The organism is Curtobacterium sp. MCPF17_011 (assembly GCF_003234145.1).
Classification (GTDB): Bacteria; Actinomycetota; Actinomycetes; order Actinomycetales; family Microbacteriaceae; genus Curtobacterium.
Genome location: NZ_QKSK01000006.1, coordinates 1 through 15,988 on the forward strand (window position 1 = coordinate 1; position 15,988 = coordinate 15,988).

The 15,988-nt window shown below is 71.0% G+C and carries 17 protein-coding genes; 11 read left to right on the forward strand and 6 right to left on the reverse strand.

Annotated elements, in window-relative coordinates:
* Nucleotides 1-713 precede the first annotated feature (713 nt).
* On the forward strand, nt 714-1,832 hold the full coding sequence (locus DEJ25_RS08720; protein WP_111044439.1) for an alkene reductase: 1,119 nt from the start codon (nt 714-716) through the stop codon (nt 1,830-1,832).
* Nucleotides 1,833-1,864: 32 nt separating this feature from the next.
* Nucleotides 1,865-1,990 carry a hypothetical protein gene (locus DEJ25_RS17000; protein WP_258366341.1) on the forward strand — a complete coding sequence of 42 codons (126 nt, stop codon included), beginning with the start codon at nt 1,865-1,867 and terminating at the stop codon, nt 1,988-1,990.
* Nucleotides 1,991-2,083: 93 nt separating this feature from the next.
* On the opposite strand, the gene DEJ25_RS08725 is transcribed toward DEJ25_RS17000, so the two are convergent.
* Nucleotides 2,084-2,953, reverse strand: coding sequence for an alpha/beta fold hydrolase (locus tag DEJ25_RS08725; RefSeq protein ID WP_181427384.1), 870 nt, complete (start codon nt 2,951-2,953; stop codon nt 2,084-2,086).
* A gap of 195 nt (nt 2,954-3,148) precedes the next feature.
* Here DEJ25_RS08725 and DEJ25_RS08730 point away from each other — a divergent pair, with 195 nt between their 5' ends.
* Nucleotides 3,149-4,090, forward strand: coding sequence for a 1,4-dihydroxy-2-naphthoate polyprenyltransferase (locus DEJ25_RS08730; protein WP_111044441.1), 942 nt, complete (start codon nt 3,149-3,151; stop codon nt 4,088-4,090).
* Nucleotides 4,091-4,180: 90 nt separating this feature from the next.
* On the opposite strand, the gene DEJ25_RS16665 is transcribed toward DEJ25_RS08730, so the two are convergent.
* The gene (locus DEJ25_RS16665) at nt 4,181-4,360 is read right to left on the reverse strand and encodes a hypothetical protein (protein ID WP_181427385.1); all 180 of its coding nucleotides are present in this window, start codon (nt 4,358-4,360) and stop codon (nt 4,181-4,183) included.
* A gap of 168 nt (nt 4,361-4,528) precedes the next feature.
* Here DEJ25_RS16665 and DEJ25_RS08740 point away from each other — a divergent pair, with 168 nt between their 5' ends.
* Both DEJ25_RS08740 and DEJ25_RS08745 read left to right on the forward strand, forming a co-directional pair.
* Nucleotides 4,529-5,479, forward strand: coding sequence for an alpha/beta fold hydrolase (locus tag DEJ25_RS08740; protein WP_111044443.1), 951 nt, complete (start codon nt 4,529-4,531; stop codon nt 5,477-5,479).
* Between the two features lie 86 nt (nt 5,480-5,565).
* Nucleotides 5,566-6,348, forward strand: a complete 783-nt coding sequence (locus DEJ25_RS08745; RefSeq protein WP_110903922.1) for a GNAT family N-acetyltransferase — start codon at nt 5,566-5,568, stop codon at nt 6,346-6,348.
* A gap of 82 nt (nt 6,349-6,430) precedes the next feature.
* Here the strand turns inward: DEJ25_RS08745 and DEJ25_RS08750 are convergent, their stop codons facing one another.
* Both DEJ25_RS08750 and DEJ25_RS08755 read right to left on the reverse strand, forming a co-directional pair.
* On the reverse strand, nt 6,431-7,126 hold the full coding sequence (locus DEJ25_RS08750) for an alpha/beta hydrolase (RefSeq protein WP_181421583.1): 696 nt from the start codon (nt 7,124-7,126) through the stop codon (nt 6,431-6,433).
* Between the two features lie 13 nt (nt 7,127-7,139).
* Nucleotides 7,140-7,766 (reverse strand): TetR/AcrR family transcriptional regulator, encoded by a 627-nt coding sequence (locus DEJ25_RS08755; protein WP_111122325.1) that lies wholly within the window; start codon nt 7,764-7,766, stop codon nt 7,140-7,142.
* Nucleotides 7,767-7,896: 130 nt separating this feature from the next.
* Between DEJ25_RS08755 and DEJ25_RS08760 the strand changes: the two genes are divergently transcribed.
* The 3 genes from DEJ25_RS08760 (at nt 7,897) to DEJ25_RS08770 (ending at nt 9,989) form a co-directional block, all read left to right on the forward strand.
* Nucleotides 7,897-8,856 (forward strand): SDR family NAD(P)-dependent oxidoreductase, encoded by a 960-nt coding sequence (locus DEJ25_RS08760; RefSeq protein WP_111044445.1) that lies wholly within the window; start codon nt 7,897-7,899, stop codon nt 8,854-8,856.
* Nucleotides 8,857-8,958: 102 nt separating this feature from the next.
* A complete protein-coding gene (locus DEJ25_RS08765; protein WP_111044446.1) occupies nt 8,959-9,567 on the forward strand; it encodes a hypothetical protein in 609 nt (202 codons plus the stop codon).
* Nucleotides 9,495-9,989 (forward strand): zinc-binding dehydrogenase, encoded by a 495-nt coding sequence (locus tag DEJ25_RS08770; RefSeq protein ID WP_181427386.1) that lies wholly within the window; start codon nt 9,495-9,497, stop codon nt 9,987-9,989. Before DEJ25_RS08765 ends, DEJ25_RS08770 begins: the two co-directional genes overlap by 73 nt.
* A gap of 82 nt (nt 9,990-10,071) precedes the next feature.
* Here DEJ25_RS08770 and DEJ25_RS08775 read toward each other — a convergent pair whose 3' ends face one another.
* Nucleotides 10,072-10,461: a VOC family protein gene (locus tag DEJ25_RS08775; RefSeq protein ID WP_220033194.1), complete on the reverse strand. Its 390-nt coding sequence runs from the start codon at nt 10,459-10,461 to the stop codon at nt 10,072-10,074.
* Nucleotides 10,462-10,692: 231 nt separating this feature from the next.
* On the opposite strand from DEJ25_RS08775, the gene DEJ25_RS08780 reads away from it, so the two are divergent.
* On the forward strand, nt 10,693-13,437 hold the full coding sequence (locus tag DEJ25_RS08780) for a LuxR family transcriptional regulator (protein ID WP_111044448.1): 2,745 nt from the start codon (nt 10,693-10,695) through the stop codon (nt 13,435-13,437).
* A 33-nt stretch (nt 13,438-13,470) separates the two neighbouring features.
* On the opposite strand, the gene DEJ25_RS17005 is transcribed toward DEJ25_RS08780, so the two are convergent.
* A complete protein-coding gene (locus tag DEJ25_RS17005) occupies nt 13,471-13,593 on the reverse strand; it encodes a hypothetical protein (RefSeq protein WP_258366340.1) in 123 nt (40 codons plus the stop codon).
* A gap of 278 nt (nt 13,594-13,871) precedes the next feature.
* Here DEJ25_RS17005 and DEJ25_RS08785 point away from each other — a divergent pair, with 278 nt between their 5' ends.
* Nucleotides 13,872-15,218, forward strand: coding sequence for a nucleotide disphospho-sugar-binding domain-containing protein (locus tag DEJ25_RS08785; protein ID WP_258366457.1), 1,347 nt, complete (start codon nt 13,872-13,874; stop codon nt 15,216-15,218).
* A gap of 59 nt (nt 15,219-15,277) precedes the next feature.
* Entirely contained in the window at nt 15,278-15,979 is a 702-nt protein-coding gene (locus tag DEJ25_RS16860) for a TetR/AcrR family transcriptional regulator (protein ID WP_220033195.1), read from the forward strand.
* Nucleotides 15,980-15,988 lie beyond the last annotated feature (9 nt).

Genomic DNA, 15,988 nt, shown 5'->3' on the forward strand with positions numbered 1-15,988 from the left:
CAGCGCGGTCTCGGGAAGTTGACCCCGATCGAGTACGAGACGATCATCAACCCACAGGTCGCACTCGCGGCCTAAACGAACGAGTCAACCAAACCTGCAGCAGTCCCAACCCCCGTTCGCACGGGGGTTTTCTTCTTGGGTGGCGCTGGTGCATAGGTGGTGTGTTCCTCCGAGAGGACCGCTTCACCTCGCCGCATCGCCGAGCGCGATGGCGCGGCCGAGGTCAAGGCTCGTCGCGTCGATCGGGTGTCCGTGCTGCCGCGGGTGCCGCGCAGACCGAGGGCGAGTCCGCGCGCCGACTGCACTGGATGAGCATCAACGCGGGGCCCTCAGTTCGAGGCCGTCGGCCTGCCGTCCCCCTCCGGCGGACCCACCTCCGCCCGCCGTTGTCACCGGTTCCGACCCTCGTCCTCCACTCCGCTGCAGACCGGGACGCACCATACGGAGCATCTGCCAGCGCGCCGCAGCGCATCCCGTGGACGTCACCATGGCGTCGATCCCGCCGGTCCCGCACGGGCTGGAACGCAGCGCCGACCCGGCAGCGTTCGACGCGCACGTCGCCCACTTCCTCGGCAGGGTGACGGCGCATCGTCAGATGACGTCGCCCTCGGTGGTTCCGCTGATGCCAAGGCGAACGGCGGCAGCAAGCATCGCGACACGGCAGGAAGCCATCAGGCACGAGCCCAGACACCAGCAACGAGATCGGACCAGCCATGACCCTGAATCAGGACACGCCTGATCGCCCAGCGGACGCCCTCACCGGCGCCATCGACCCCTTCACTCCCTACCCGTTCGCCGGGCGGACACTGCGCAACCGCATCGTGATGTCGCCGATGACGCGCAGCCGTTCGCCCGAACCGGCACGGACCGCGACACCGTCGATGGCGCTCTACTACGCTCAGCGTGCCTCTGCTGGCCTCATCGTCACCGAGGGCACGTCGCCCTCCGAGGAGGGTCACGGCTACACGAACACCCCTGGAATCCACTCCGGCGAGCAGGTCGAATCGTGGAAGCAGGTGACCGCTGCAGTCCACGACGAGGGCGGGGTCGTCTTCGCGCAGCTCATGCACGCCGGCCGGATCGGGCATCCGGACATCCGCCCGGACGGCTTACCCCCGATCGGGCCCTCCGCGGTGACGCCGGTGGGCCAGACCTTCACGCATGACGGCATGCAGGACTACGTCGAGCCCCGCGCGTACTCCGAAGCAGGGATCGAGCGGACGATCGCGGATTTCGCCAGCGCAGCGCGGAACGCCGTGGAGGCGGGATTCGACGGAGTCGAGCTGCACGGCGCCAGCGGGTACCTCATCCACCAGTTCCTGTCGCCGCACACCAACCGGCGCTCCGACCGGTGGGGAGGTTCCGTCGAGAACCGCATCCGCTTCGCCGTGGAGGTGGCCACAGCGGTCAGCGCCGAGATCGGCGCCGAACGGGTCGGTTTCCGGATATCGCCGGGGATCGCACTGAACGACATCAACGAGGGAACTGACCTGGCGGCCACGTACCTCCCACTCGTGTCCCGGCTCGCAGAGCTCGACCTGGCTCACCTGCACGAGATGGAGTCGGCTGGCCGCATGCTCACCAACGAGATCCGAGCCGCCTGGCCCAACACCTTCATCCTCAACCCGGACACACACCCCCGACCCACCGGTCCGGACGAACTGATCCTGATCGAGGACGGCACCACGGACCTGATGTCGTTCGGGGTGAACTTCATCGCGAATCCGGACCTCCCGGAGCGGCTGCAGAACGGAACGCCGCTCGCCGATCCCGATGGTGCGACGATGTACGGCGGTGGCGACGTGGGTTACATCGACTACCCGCGAGCGTGATCCAGGGCGACGGTGGTGGGCACACGGACAGCATGAGGATCACGCGCCGGTCGCTCTTCCTCTCCCTGGCCGTCGCGGGTCTGGCCTGGATCGTCGGCGTGGTCGTCTTCGGCGCTGCCGACCTGGCCAGCCAGGTGATCGCGGGCGACGACGGGTAGGCCGTGGCCGAACGCTCCGGCGGGATCGCTTGACACGGCCGGGCGACGGCCCTCCTGATTGGGTGACGGCTCAGGAGGGCCTCTCCGCGTCCGTCAGAGGTACTGCGAGATTGCGTCAGCCACCGCCTGCGGGTTCTCCCGCTGGAGGAAGTGGCCAGTCTCGTCGACCTCGATCAGACGCCGTCCGCCGGCGAAGTACGGCGCGTTCGCGCGCGCGAGTGTCGGCGTCTCGCAGCCGTCGTCCATGCCGTGCAGGAAGGTCGTCGGCGTGGGGATCCGCGGCCAGCCGTCCAGGAACTCCTGGGTCTCGGCGTACACCGCCGCCCCCGGTGCCTCGCCCGTGCCGTGGCGGTAGTAGTGGATGACGTGGTCGGCGAAGTCGTCGGTGCCGACCGCGCGCAGGACCTGGGCGAGCTCTTCGTCGGACAGGGTGATCGCCGGCGACCAGTGCTCCCAGGCCCACCGGACCAGGGCCTCCGGGTCGTGTCGGAACGCGTCGGCACCCGCCTGCGTGCAGAGCCAGTAGCGGTACCACGCGACGGACACCTCGTCGAGCGACTCCTGGCCGTGGAGCAGGGACGACGGACCGTAGGCGGTGGCGACGGTCACCAGGCCACTGACCGCCTCCGGCGCGAGTGCGGCGACGGCGTGGGCGGCTCGTGCGCTCCAGTCGTGGCCCACCAGGACGACAGGTCCGAGCGCGAGTTCGCGCAGGAGGTCGAGGACGTCAGTCGCCAGCGCGGCGACCTGTGCCGACCGGGCCTCGGGCGCGACGACCCGGCTGCGGCCGACCCCGCGGAGGAACGGGCGGATGATCCGGAGTCCGTTCGGCAGCAGGGAGACGACGCCGTCCCAGGTCCCCGGGTGGTCCGGGAACCCGTGGACCATCACCACGGGTGTGCCGGTCCGAGGGCCCTCGTCGAGGTACTCGACGTCGGTGAAGCGGGTGTGGGCGATCGGCAAGGTCGGTCCTCCGGTTCTTCGGTGCTTCGGTCTGCGGGTGGTGCCGTCCATGGTTCCGAGGGGCCAGGCGACCCGTCGGTCCGACACCCGTTCCCCGTCCAGGACCGGTGGTCCCACCGACGCGGGCGCACGCCGGAGCGGACAGCCTCTGACGATGAACGTCATCGTGCTCCTCTCCGTCTCCGGTCGCCCGCTGTGCTGACGGACCCCGCGAAGGCCGGCGTCCCCCGCCCCGGCGTCCGCGACTGGATCGCCGGCGCCCGTCCGCGCACATTGCCCCTCAGCATCGTCGCGGTGGTCCTCGGCACCGGCGTCGCCGCAGCCGGGGACGTCACCGGGAGCGGGTACTTCGGCCGTGACCACCACCTGCTCATCGCGGTCCTCTGCCTCGTCGTCGCCCTCGGCCTGCAGATCGGCGTGAACTTCACGAACGACTACTCGGACGGCGTGCGCGGGACCGACACGTTCCGTGTCGGCCCGCCACGACTCACCGGGGCCGGGCGTGCGACGCCGGACGCGGTGCTCGACGTCGGGCTGGCCTTCTTCGCGATCGCGGCCGTCGCGGGCCTGGTCATCGTCCTCATCACCCAGCTGTCGTGGATGCTCCTCGTCGGTGCGGTGACGATCGCGGCCGCCTGGTACTACACGGGCGGTCGGCGCCCCTACGGGTACCGAGCACTCGGTGAGGTGTCCGTCTTCGTGTTCTTCGGTCTCGTCGCCGTGCTCGGCACGCAGTTCGTCCAGACCCGGCACGCCACGCTCGAGGGCTTGGTGGGCGCCGTGTCCCTCGGATTGTTCGCGTCCGGTGTGCTCATGGTGAACAACATCCGGGACATCGGGCCCGACCAGCAGGCCGGCAAACGGACGCTCGCCGTCGTCATCGGCGGCCGTGCCGCGAGGACCGCCTACGCGGTGTTCATGCTGCTGCCGTACCTCCTGTTGCTCGTCATCGTCCCGGAGCACCCGCTCGTGCTCATCGCGGCCGTGTCCCTCGTGCTGGCCGTGCCGGCGGTGCTCGCCGGGACCCGCGCGCGGAACGCCCCCGGGCTGATCACGTCGCTCCAGCTGTCCTCGTTCACGTCGCTGGTCCACGGGATCGTCCTCGCCATGGTGCTCGTCGTCAGCACCGCCCGTTGACCCCGTCGCCCCAGAACGGGGCGACGGAGCTGCAACCCGCGTTTCCATTGAGGTGTACCCAGTCCTGCGACGGTTGGGGTCCGATCGTGCTCACCAGACACCGTCGTCGTGCTCGGTCGCACTCGCGCGCACGACGGACCCGTCGGCGGTGACGGCCTCGAGTGCGAGCACCAGACCGTGCACGGCGGTGCGCGGGACCACGTCCCGCCACCGCGCGCCGGCTCCGACGAGGGCCCGCCGTCCTGCCGGGTCGACGATGACGTCGTCCATCCGGCGGTGAGCACGACGGCGTCGCGGTGACGCCGGCTCGCCACGGCTCCCGCGCTCGGATCGACAGCGTGCAACGACCGGTGATCCGTGACGACGTCGGGCATCGCTTCGTCCGCTTCGGTGATTCCACGGGCGCTCGCGCGTCGTCTTCCGTCCTACCGTCACCGCATGACCACTCCTGCAGAATCGCTCACGTTCCCGACGGCCGTGCCGTCGCAGCCTGATGCCCTGGGAGCACGGCTCACGCCGGGCAGCCACACGGCCGACGTCAACGGCAACCGTCTCCACTACGTGGTCCGCGGGTCCGGACCCGTCATGCTCTTCCCGTCGCCCGGCTGGGGCCCCTCGATCAGTTACCTGCTCCCGCAGCCGGCCCTGGAGCAGCACTGCACGGTGGTGTACTTCGACACCCGGCACAGCGGTGACTCGACGGGGCCGGAGCAGCCCGACCAGTACACCCTGTCCCACTTCGTCGCCGACATCGACGGTCTCCGCCAGCACCTCGGCGCCCCTCGTGTATTCCTGGCCGGTCACTCCGCCGGCGGCCAGCAGGTGCTCGCGTACGGCATCGAGCACAGTGAGCACCTGCTCGGGATCATCGCCATCGACGCGATCGCGGCGCCGGACGAGCTGCGCACCCGTGAGCTCCTGGCAGCCATGGAACGACGCCGGACCCACCCCTTCTACGAGACCCGCCCTGGCTTCGTCGATGCCGCGATCGCGATGATGACCGGTGCCGACACGACGCCGCGCAGCATCACCGAGACCCTGGACGCCATCGGTCCCTTCTACTTCCACGACCCGGAACTCGCCGCGACCGTGATGCCCACGCTCCAGATCGACGAGACCGCGAACGGGTACGCCAACGCGTCCGGGTTCCAGGGTGACGACGTGCTCGCCGACCTCCACCGGATCGACGTGCCGACGCTGGTGGTCGTCGGTGACGACGACTTCATCTGCGATCCCGTCTCGCAGGCTGCCCGCATCGTCGAGCGCATCGCGGGGTCGACCCTCGCCGTCATCGAGGACAGCGGCCATGTGCCGTGGGCAGAGCAGCCGGAACGCTTCGCCGCGGCCTGCGACGAGTGGCTCGCCACGGTGACGGCCGAGCACGCCTGACCGAGACACGTCCGGGATGCCCTCCCGATCCACTCATCCGCGCGGTACCGGTCTGGTCCGGACTGCGCCCCAGGAAAGGAACCCAGATGACCACCCACCCCACCTCCCGCATCCCGAGCCGTGCCGACTCCTTCGACGTGGAACGCATCAGGACCATCCGTCTCATCGCCGAGCACGCAGAGAACGGCTGGTTCGTCGGTGACGATGAACTCGCCGTCGCCTGGACCGGCGCCGGGACGATCACCGCGAACGGACTCGTCACCGCGCGACCGGACGAGCCCGCCGCCGAGTTCGACCGGCTCCTCAGCCGACTCGGCGACGACCAGCGGGTCCGCGTCGCACAGGTCGGCGCCACCCCCACGGCCGAGCAGGCCCGGTGGGCCGCCGACCGCGGGTACGAGGGGTCCGCGGTGCTGCCGACCATGTCGACGGGACTGCTGGACGAGATCGCGGCGCCTCCGGTCACGCGGGCTGTGCGCCCTGCCGAGCGGTCGCACATCGCGGGCATCCAGCAGTGCATGGCGACCGCCTTCGGGCTGACCGACGTCGCCGGCACAGCACCGTTCGCGAACGACGCCGTGCTCGCCCGTCCGGAGGTGTCGGCGTTCGTGGTCACCGACGACGACGGCCAGGTGGTGTCGACGGGGATGTCCGTCCAGACGTCCCCGACGATCGTCGGCCTGTACGCGATCGGCACGCTGCCGGACCACCAGCGCAACGGCCATGGTGCGGCGATCACCTGGGCCCTGATGCACGCGGCTCGCGAGCAGGGTGCCGAGGTGGCGTACCTCCAGGCGAGCGACGAGGGTGCGCGCGTGTACGAGCGTCTCGGGTTCGAGACCGTCGCCACGCGGACCTACTGCTTCTGAGGCACGACGGGAACGGGGAGTCGGCCCGGCGGGAGAGCCGGACCGGCCCCCGACGAGACCGGGGAGCCGGGCCGGCCGTCGCTCAGACCGCGGCAGCCGAGACGGTCGAGAGGACCAGGTCGGCGAGTGCACCCGGCTCGGACAGGAACGGCGAGTGGCTGCTGGCGAGGTGCCGCACCGTGGCACCGGCGTGCGCTGCCATCGCGGCCTGCATCGAGGGCGGGATCGCCTGGTCCTGATCGCAGACGACGTACGTCGTCGGCACGGACCTCCAGCCGGCCCCGCGGACCCGCTCGACGAAGGCGCGTTGCGTCTGCTCGACCATCCGGGCGACGGCGACGGCAGCGCGTTCGTCGGTCAGGTCACCGTAGAACGTGGTCCGCGGATCCGGGACGGTCGGGACGAGGCCGCTGACGTCCTCGGGGTCCGGGACGCCGTGGAGGGTGTACATCGACCCGTCGACGTCCGGTACGTACGCCGCGACGTAGATCAACTGTGTGACACCGGTCGCAGTCGCGGTCGCCTCAGTGGCAGGGATCCCGCCGTAGGAGTGCGCCACGACGACGACGGGACCGGCGATGGCGGCGATGGCGGCCGTGACGGCGTCCGCGTCGTCGTGCATCGACCCGGTCGGTGCCGTTCCGGCGCTGGGGAGGTCGGTGACGACGGTGCGCACTCCGCGGAGGAAGAGCTCACCGCGCAGCGGCAGCCAGGCGTCCGGGTGGTGCCAGGCGCCCTGCACCAGGAGCACCGTGGGGTGGTCGGTTCGTGTGGTCATGCGATTTCCTTCGTCATGTGGCAGACGGCCGGCGGAACGAGCCGAACCACTGCTGTGCGGACAGTTCCTCAGCGACGGCCGAGTCGTGTGCGGGTGCGCCGGAGAGCACCTGCTGGGTGATGGCCTGCATGCCGCCGTGGACGAACATCCTGCTGGCGACCTCGACGTCCACGCTCCGGGGTGTGCGGCCGGCATGCTGCTCTCGGTGCAGCAGCAGCTCTGCATGCCGGACGAAGACCTCGAGTTGGTCGTCCCAGAACCGTCGGGTGTCCGCGTCGTAGGCCGCGACCTCCACCACGGCCCGGAGGAGCGGGGCTCTGTCCCGGTAGTGGGCCAGGATCTGGCGCATGATCGCGCTCAGGTCCTGCAGCGCGGACACGGCGGAAGGGTCCCAGTCTGCGAGGAGTCCGAAGGACGAGTCGCCGAGGTCCGCCGCGCAGCGGCGCAGGAGCTGCGTCTTGTCGGGGAAGTGGGCGTAGAAGCTCGACCTGGCGACGCCAGCAGCCTCGACGATCGCACCGACGCTCAGCTCGGTGAACAGCGCCCCGCCCGCCAGGAGGTCCTGCGTGGCGGAGAGAAGGCGCGACTCGACCGAGGAGGGCGAGGGGGCCTTGGAAGCGGAACGCGTCACGGAGGGCATGGCAGCAGCGTAGCGCACATCGGACAGCTTGTCCGGACAGGCTGTCCGATGCTCGTGCTACGGTTCACTCGATCGGACAATCTGTCCGGACACACTGTCCGAACAATGCCGAAGACCCGAGGAGCTCCCGATGGACACAGATCACCACGACAACACCGGCGACCACCACGACACGTCACCGGAGCGCCGGACGACCGCCGCGGACGTCCTGGCCGGCGTCGACCTGACCGGGCGGAGGTACCTGGTCACCGGGGGTGGGTCCGGTCTCGGCCTCGCCTCCGTGGAGGCACTCGTCGGCGCCGGAGCTGCCGTCACCATCGCGACGCGGGACCCGTCGAACGTCGACGCCCTCGCCCGGTCGGGAGACGTCGACGTCCGGCAACTGGACCTGGCCGACCTCGATTCCGTCCGGTCGTTCGTCCGTGCGTGGGACCGCCCGCTCGACGGCCTGATCGCGAACGCGGGGGTGATGGCACTCCCAGACCGCCGGTTGTCGGCGAGCGGCTGGGAGATGCAGCTCGCCACGAACCACCTCGGGCACTTCGCGCTCGCACTCGGACTGCACGAGCACCTCGTCGCCGCGGGGGACGCGCGCATCGTCGTGGTGAGCTCCGGGGCGCAGCTCCTCGCGCCGCTCGACCTCGACGACCCGCACTTCGCCCGTCGCCCGTACGACCCCTGGGTCGCGTACGCCCAGTCGAAGACCGCCGACGTGCTCATGGCGGTCGGGATGGCCAGGCGGTGGGCCGGCGACGGCATCACCGCCAACGCGGTCGCGCCGGGATGGATCCGGACCCGTCTGCAGCGGCACGTGGACCCGGTCAGCCTGCGGTCGATGGGTGTCTACGAGGAGGACGGGAAGGTGCACACGCCGGCGTTCTTCAAGACGACGGCACAGGGCGCAGCGGACCAGGTGTCGCTCGTGGCCGCGCCGGCCACGGCGCACGTGACCGGTCGGTACTTCGAGGACGGACGACCCGCCGCGGTCGTCGAGGGCGGCACGGGCCTGCAGAGCGGCGTCGCGTCCTGGTCCATCGACCCGGACACCGCAGACGGCCTCTGGGAACTCGGGCTCGCAGCGATCGAGTGAGCGAGGACCCGATCCCGCGCGACGGACGAACCGGCACGACGACACCGGCACGACGACACCGTCACGACGACACCGTCGGCCGACACCAGGAGGACCCACACCATGCTCGACCCCTCGACGGAGCGCCAGCCCGTCACCAACTCCCGCATCGCCATGCGCGCCCGCCCGACGGGGCCCCTGCAGCTGCAGCACTTCGAGCGGCACGACGAGCCGCTCCGGGACGTGCTGCCGGACGAGGTCCTCGTCGAGAACGAGATGCTGTCCGTCGCTGCAGCGGCACGCGCGTCGATGGAGATGGACACCTACCGACCGCAGCTCGTCGTCGGCGAGACCATCCCGAGCACGGTGATCGGCCGGGTCCTCCGGGGACCGGAGGACGGGCCGGCCGTGGGGTCGCTCGTCGCCGGGTTCGCGGGGTGGGAGCGGTACTCGATCATGCGAGCGGACCAGCTCCGGGTGCTGGAGACGCCGGCTCCGATCGAGCAGTACCTCAGCGTCCTCGGGCAGAACGGCCTGACCGCCTACTTCGGGCTCACCACGGTCGGGAGGGTCGCCGCCGGCGAGACGGTCGTGGTGTCCGGCGCTGCCGGGGGTGTCGGGCACTGGCGGGACAGATCGCTCGCGCGCTGGGTGCGCGTGTGGTCGGGATCACCAGTTCCGACGACAAGAACACCGCCCTCATCGGACGCCTGGGGTTCGACGCGGCGGTGAACCGTCGGTCGAGCACGTTCCTCGACGACCTGACCCGAGCCGTGCCGTCGGGCATCGACGTCTACTTCGACAACGTGGCGGGCCCGGTGACCGCAGGGGTCCTGCCCCGGATGAACCGGCACGGGCGCATCGTCTGCTCCGGAGCGACGTCCGCGTACCAGGGCGGTGCTCGCGGTGTCACCGGGTTCGAGGACCTGGCGCTCACGGCGATCACGAGGAGCCTCCGCCTCGAGGGGTTCCTCGTCGGCGACTTCCGCGCGGAGTGGCCCGAGGCGACCTCTGTCCTCAGCGCGTGGCGGCGTAGCGGCAGGATCACGTCGATCGAGACGATCACGACCGGCCTCGACAGTGCTCCAGCAGCGCTCCTGGAACTGCTCGACGGGCAGAACCTGGGGCAGTTCGGCGTCGCGCTCCGGGCATGACGAGCGCCCGACCGTCCCCGGGTGTTCCGTGCTCCCACGATGACCGGGGCAGTGGTGCTGGGCCTCTGTCGACAGCCGTCGATCAGGGGAGCGTGGACCGCTCGCTGAGCGTGAACTCGTTGCCCTCCGGGTCGAGGAACTCCCACGTGGTGGTCCCGCTCGGCCCGCCTGCGGTGCGGATGAACGGCACATGCATCTCGAACAACCGACCGAGGTGCGCGTCGGTGTCGTCCGAGACGAACCGGAACGAGATGCGGTTGCGCCAGATCTTCGGCTCCTCGGTCCGCGTGAACACGAGCGACGGGATCCGGTTGCTCGTCACGAGCGAAGCGCTGTCCGTCGTCGAGCCCGGGTTGACCGGGACGCCGAGGACCGCGGACCAGAACCACGCGAGCGCGAGCGGGTCGGCGGCGTCGATCTGGATGGTGTTCAACGACAGCGGGGCGGTCGAGATCGATCCGGCGACGTCCATGAGTGCTTCCTCCCGGTGGCCAGGACGTCCCTCGCGACGGTCGAGGGCTGCGGGCCACCGGCTGATCCTCACCGGTCCGCCGGTCGTTCCGCATCAGTGGGACCACGGTGGGGGGCGCACGGTTGTTCACCGGACCGTCATCTCCCCGATCTTTGACACAAATTCGAGTGCCACTCGGTTGATGTAACGTCATCCATCGAATTGCATGGTCTACAACAAAGGAACAACGTGATGCAGCAGCACGGACAGGACGACCCGATGGGCCTTGCCCCGGAACGCCGAGGGCTGCTGGCGCGGGCGGTCACCGCAGCGACCACTTCCGGGGGACGGCTCATGCTGGTCGGCGAGCCCGGGATCGGGAAGTCCCACTTGATCGACACCGTGGTCCGACGGATCAACACCCGCCGGACGGTGCTCTTCGTGCGCCCGACCGAGGGCGACCGGCAACCGTTCGCCGGCCTCCGAGACCTCCTCGCACCGGTTCCGGACGCGGTCTTCCGGCAGCTGCCGACGGGACAGCGGGAGTCCCTCCTCGCGGTGCTCGGCCGCGGAACGGGCTCGGGGATCAACTCGGTCATGGTCCAGGCCGGGGTCACGCAGGTATTCACGACCCTCGCCAGGGACGGCGCGACGCTCGTCATCGACGAGTGGCAGTGGCTCGACCCGGAGACCCGCCGGACGGTGGAGCGGGCGTTCCTGCGGCAGGCCGTGGGGTCCACGCTCGCCGTGGTCGCCGCACGGCGTGCCGACGGAGGGCCGGAGGACCTCGCCGTCCGCCCGCTCTTCGCGCCGACCGACGTCGCGGCGGTCGTCCCCCTCGGGGCGACGTCCGTCCGCCGGGTCGTCGCTGATGCCGGACTCGGAGGACTCACGCCGTCCACGCTCGCGGAGGTCGCCGAGGCGAGCGGCGGCAACCCGCTCTGGGCCATCGAGCTCGCCGCCGCCCGGGCGGAGGGAGACCTCCGTCGGTGGGCGACCGGGTCCGTCGTCGAGGCGGTCGCGCACCGCGTCGCCGCACTCCCCGAGTCGGTCCGCGCGGTGCTCCAGCTCGTCGCGGTGCTCGGATCGGCGGAGGTCGACGACCTCGCCCTCATCTGCCCGAGCGCAGCTACCGCCCTGGCGGACGGCGCCGGTCGGCGGGTGTTCCGGTACGAGGCCGGTCGGGCCGCCGCCGCGCACCCGTTGCTCGCGGCCGCCGCGCTCCAGGCGCTCTCCGCCGAGGAGGAACGGGCCCTCCACGCGACCGTCGCGGAGCTCCCGCTGCCCGCGACACGACGCCTCGAGCACCGGGACGCCGGGACACCGCCCGGCGCCGATGAGCAGCTCGCAGCGGAACTCGCGGACGCGGCCGGTCGTGCGCGCCGAGCGGGTGCGACCGAGACCGCGCTCCGGCTCGCCTGGCGGGCACTCGCACGGACCGAGCACGCGTCGGCCGGTCGTGCGCTCCGCGTCGCGGACTCGGCGGAGCTGGCGTTCGCGGTGGGTGACCCCGCACTCGCACTCGAGGTCATGGCGGAGCTCGACGTCGAGACGCTCGACGTGCCCACCTACGACCGCGTGATCGCGGTCCTCGTCCAAGCAGTCGAGCGGACCGGTGGGCATGGTGCCGTGGACCGTCGCCTGAACGCTCTGCAACGGGTCGCACACGTCGGCAGCGTCCGGTGGAACATCCTCGAGACCTGGCGCTTGGCGTCGATGCCGGGCCACGACGACGCCTCTGGTGCGCGGCTCATCGGCATGAAGGACCTCCTCTCGCGCGACGACGCTCCGCGTGCGCGCCGCGCCGCGCTGTCCTGGGCGGCCTACTTCCGCCTCGACCGAGGTGACGGCGTCGACGACGCGTTCCTCGCGGAGCTCCGCGCCAGCGAGCGTTCTTCCGGCATCCCCGCGCTCGAGGACACCGCGGACGCGCTGGAAGCGCTGTGGCCGTACCAGGCTGACGACCTCGTCCGGTCGCGCGCGAACCTGGGCTCATTCGTCCGGGCCGCGAAGACCGCCGGCGAGGTGTACGCGATCGTCCAGGGCCTGTCACACTCGTCGATCGTCGAGACGCTCGCCGGGCAGCTGTCGGTGGCCGACGACCTGCTGGAGCAGGGCGAGCACGAAGCCCGATCACTGACGCTGCTCCCGCCCAGCCTGTACCGAGCCAGAGGGCTCATGGCGCTCGCACAGAACGACCGTGAGGCGCTCGACGAGCTCCTCCTCACCCCTCTCAGCCCGGCGGCAGAGGGCCGCGGGGCGCTGCTCCGGATCGGCATCTCGGGGCTCGACAACGCCTGGTCGGAGCGCTGGGGCGAAGCACTCGAGGACCTCGAGGCGGCGTACTCGGCCGCTCGGCGACACGGCATCGACGAACCGGGCAAGCGGCTCTGGATCGACGTCGAACTCGTCCGCGCCCTCGTGCACGCCGGTGACGTCCACCGCGCCACCGCGGTCATCACCGACCTGGCCGAACTGGGCCGTCGGCCCGGTCGGACACACGCCCGCGGGCAGGCGCTCCGCTTGCAGGCTCTCGTCGCGGCGCACCTCGGCGACGAGGAGCGCGCCCTCCGGCTCTCGAGCCAAGGGCTCGCCGATCTCCGCCGCGGTGGGTTCCGCCCGGAGGTCCTCCGCGCCGAGCTCGAACAGATCGCGATCCTGTTGCGCGCCGACCAGGCCGCGCGCGGCCTGCACGTCCTGGAGACCGCCACGGAACTGGCAGGCCGGATCGGTGACCCGCGCTTGCTCGCGCGGACGGAGGCGGCACAGGCCCGCCTGGAGGAGGCTGACGGCAGGGCCCGCCTGACCCCCGCGGAACAGCGCGTGGCGTGGGCGGCGGCTGCCGGGCAGTCGAACCGGGAGGTCGCCGCGTCGTTGTTCCTCAGCGTGCGGACGGTCGAGACCCATCTCGCCGCGGTCTACCGGAAGCTCGGGGTGCGGTCGCGCACGCAGCTGGCGCTGAACCTCCACGAGGTCGCGTCGGTACAGTCGGCGTGAGCCACCGCGTGCACCGACTCCTGCCTGCCGCTGTCAGTGGCAGGAGGAACCGGTGTCAGCGATGTCGTTGACGGCGTGCAGCATCCCGCACAGGAGGTGCTCGTACACGGCGACGACCGGCGTGGAGGCCTCGTTCGCGATCTGCAGCGGCTGCACGCCGAACGCGATCGACGAGCCGATCAGGACGACGAGCGCAGGCGCAACGATCCAGGCGCCGCACGCAGGCCTTCTCGGAGCCGGAGCGGCTCCACCTGCCGTTGGTTCGATGTCTGGTTCCACGGTGTCAACAGGACCATCCGCGCGTGTGTCACCGCATCAGTACTCGTACGCATGGTGATTGCGAGGATCTACTGAGGCGGTGGCGCCGGATACCCGCGAACATCGCGACCATGCCTTCGTTCCTCTTGTGCGCACCGCCCATGCACGGTCACGTCATGCCCGTGATCGAACTCGGACGGGGGCTCCTGAGCCGAGGAGCCGACGTCACCGTGCTGACCGGGCGCCGGTACGAGGACGCCGTGCTCCGCTCTGGCCTCACCTTCGCGCCCCTCCCTGCCGAGGTCGACTACGACGACAGCGACCTGGAGGCGTGGCTCCCGGGTCGCGGGGCGATCAAGGGCCTCGCCGCGATGCGCCGCGAGATGATCGGCATGTTCGCTCGCGTGCTCCCCGGCCAGTGGCGTGCTGTCCAGGCGCTGCTCGCTGCGCACCGGTTCGACGGGATCATCGGCGATGCCACCTTCACGGGGCTCGCTCCGTACTCGTCGCGTCCGGCTGCCGAGCGGTTGCCGGTCATCGGGGTGTCCCCCATCCCGGTCGTGATGACCAGTGTCGACACCGGACCGTTCGGTCTGGTGCTCGCGCCCGCGAAGACCGCCGTCGGCCGTCTCCGGAACCGAGCACTGACCAGCTTCCTGCTCCGCGGCCCGCTGAGACCGATCGGGATCGCTGTGGACGAGGCGTTGGCCGAGGTCGGCGAGCCGCCCACCACGGTCTCGTTCTACGACCACCCCTACGTCTCCTACGACCGGCTGTTCCAGCTCAGCATCGCGGAGCTCGAGTACCCGCGCCGGGACCTGCCGGACACGGTCCGCTTCGTCGGTCCGATGCGCCATCGGCACCGCGTGAGCACCGGGGTGCCGGGCTGGTGGGCGGACCTCGACTCCGGCCGCCCGGTCGTGCACGTGTCGCAGGGCACCATGGACAACCGTGACCTCGGGCGGGTCATCGTCCCGACGCTCCGTGCTCTCGCAGACGAGGACGTCCTCGTCGTCGCCGCGACCGGTGGCCGCCCGGTCGACGACGTCGTCCGTGCCATGGGGGGCCGTCTCCCAGCCAACGCCCGGGTCGAGGAGTACGTACCGTACGACGAACTCCTGCCGAGGTGCGCCGTGTTCGTGACGAACGGGGGATTCGGCGGCGTCCAACGGGCCATCGCGGCCGGTCTCCCGCTGGTGGTGGCTGGTGCCACCGAGGACAAGCCGGAGATCGCGGCACGCGTCCAATGGGCCGGGTGCGGGATCGACCTCCGCACCGGGACACCCACACCGGAACAGGTCCGCGGAGCTGTTCGACGGGTGCTGGCCGACGACCGCACACGTCGTGGCAGCGAGTTCCTGCGCGACCGGATGAACGCCCTCCCGGACCCGGTCGACGTCATCTGGGACACCCTGGCAGAACTCACCACCGCCGGGTCCTCCCGCGGGACCGGTCAGCAGGAACCGACAGCCATGCGCCGCCCGATCGGGCCGGGTGAGGGCTGGGACTCGGGCCTTGCCTGACCCACCATCGCCTCGACGTCGACCCCGGGCCCCGGAGCCGGTGCAGTAAACTCCGACCGGTGGAGACACGTCCGTACCGCTCCCGCCGTCGCGCGTCATCGGCTGCCGAGACGCGTCGCATCATCCTCGACGCAGCGCTCGCCGCGTACCGCGAACACGGCTACGCCCGCGCCACGATCGCGGGCATCGCGGCCCGCGCCGACGTGGCGGTGAACACCGTCTACACGAGCGTCGGTGGCAAGCCGCAACTGCTCGTCGCGCTCGTCCGGTCAGCCGCTGCCGAGGCGTTCGCGCGCGTCGACGAGGACGTGCCGACCGCCGTCGGATCAACGGCGGAGGAGGTGCTCGGCCGGATCAGCCGGGTGGTCGGTTCGCTGTACAGCGAGCACACCTGGCTCCTCGACCAGCTCTGGGGACATGCGCCGGCGGATCCCGCGATCGCCGGTGCCCTCCAGGAGGTCGAGGCCATCCACTCCGGCCACATGGCGGAGGTCGCGCGGCAGCTCGACGTGCTCGGTCGGTTGCGTCCCGGGCTGGGGGTCGACGAGGCCACCGACGTCCTCTGGTTCTCCTTCGGCTTCCGCCAGTGGAAGACCCTCTGCGAGCGAGGGTGGGACGCCGACCGTGCCCGCTCGTGGCTCGACGAGCAGATCGCCGCGACTGTCCTCGCGCCCGTTCCCGCGTCAGAGGGCTCGCCGGCGAGCGACTCCTCAGCACACCGCCGCTCCCACCGAACCTCCTCTGCCGGACCGGTGCAGTAAGGTTCGGCG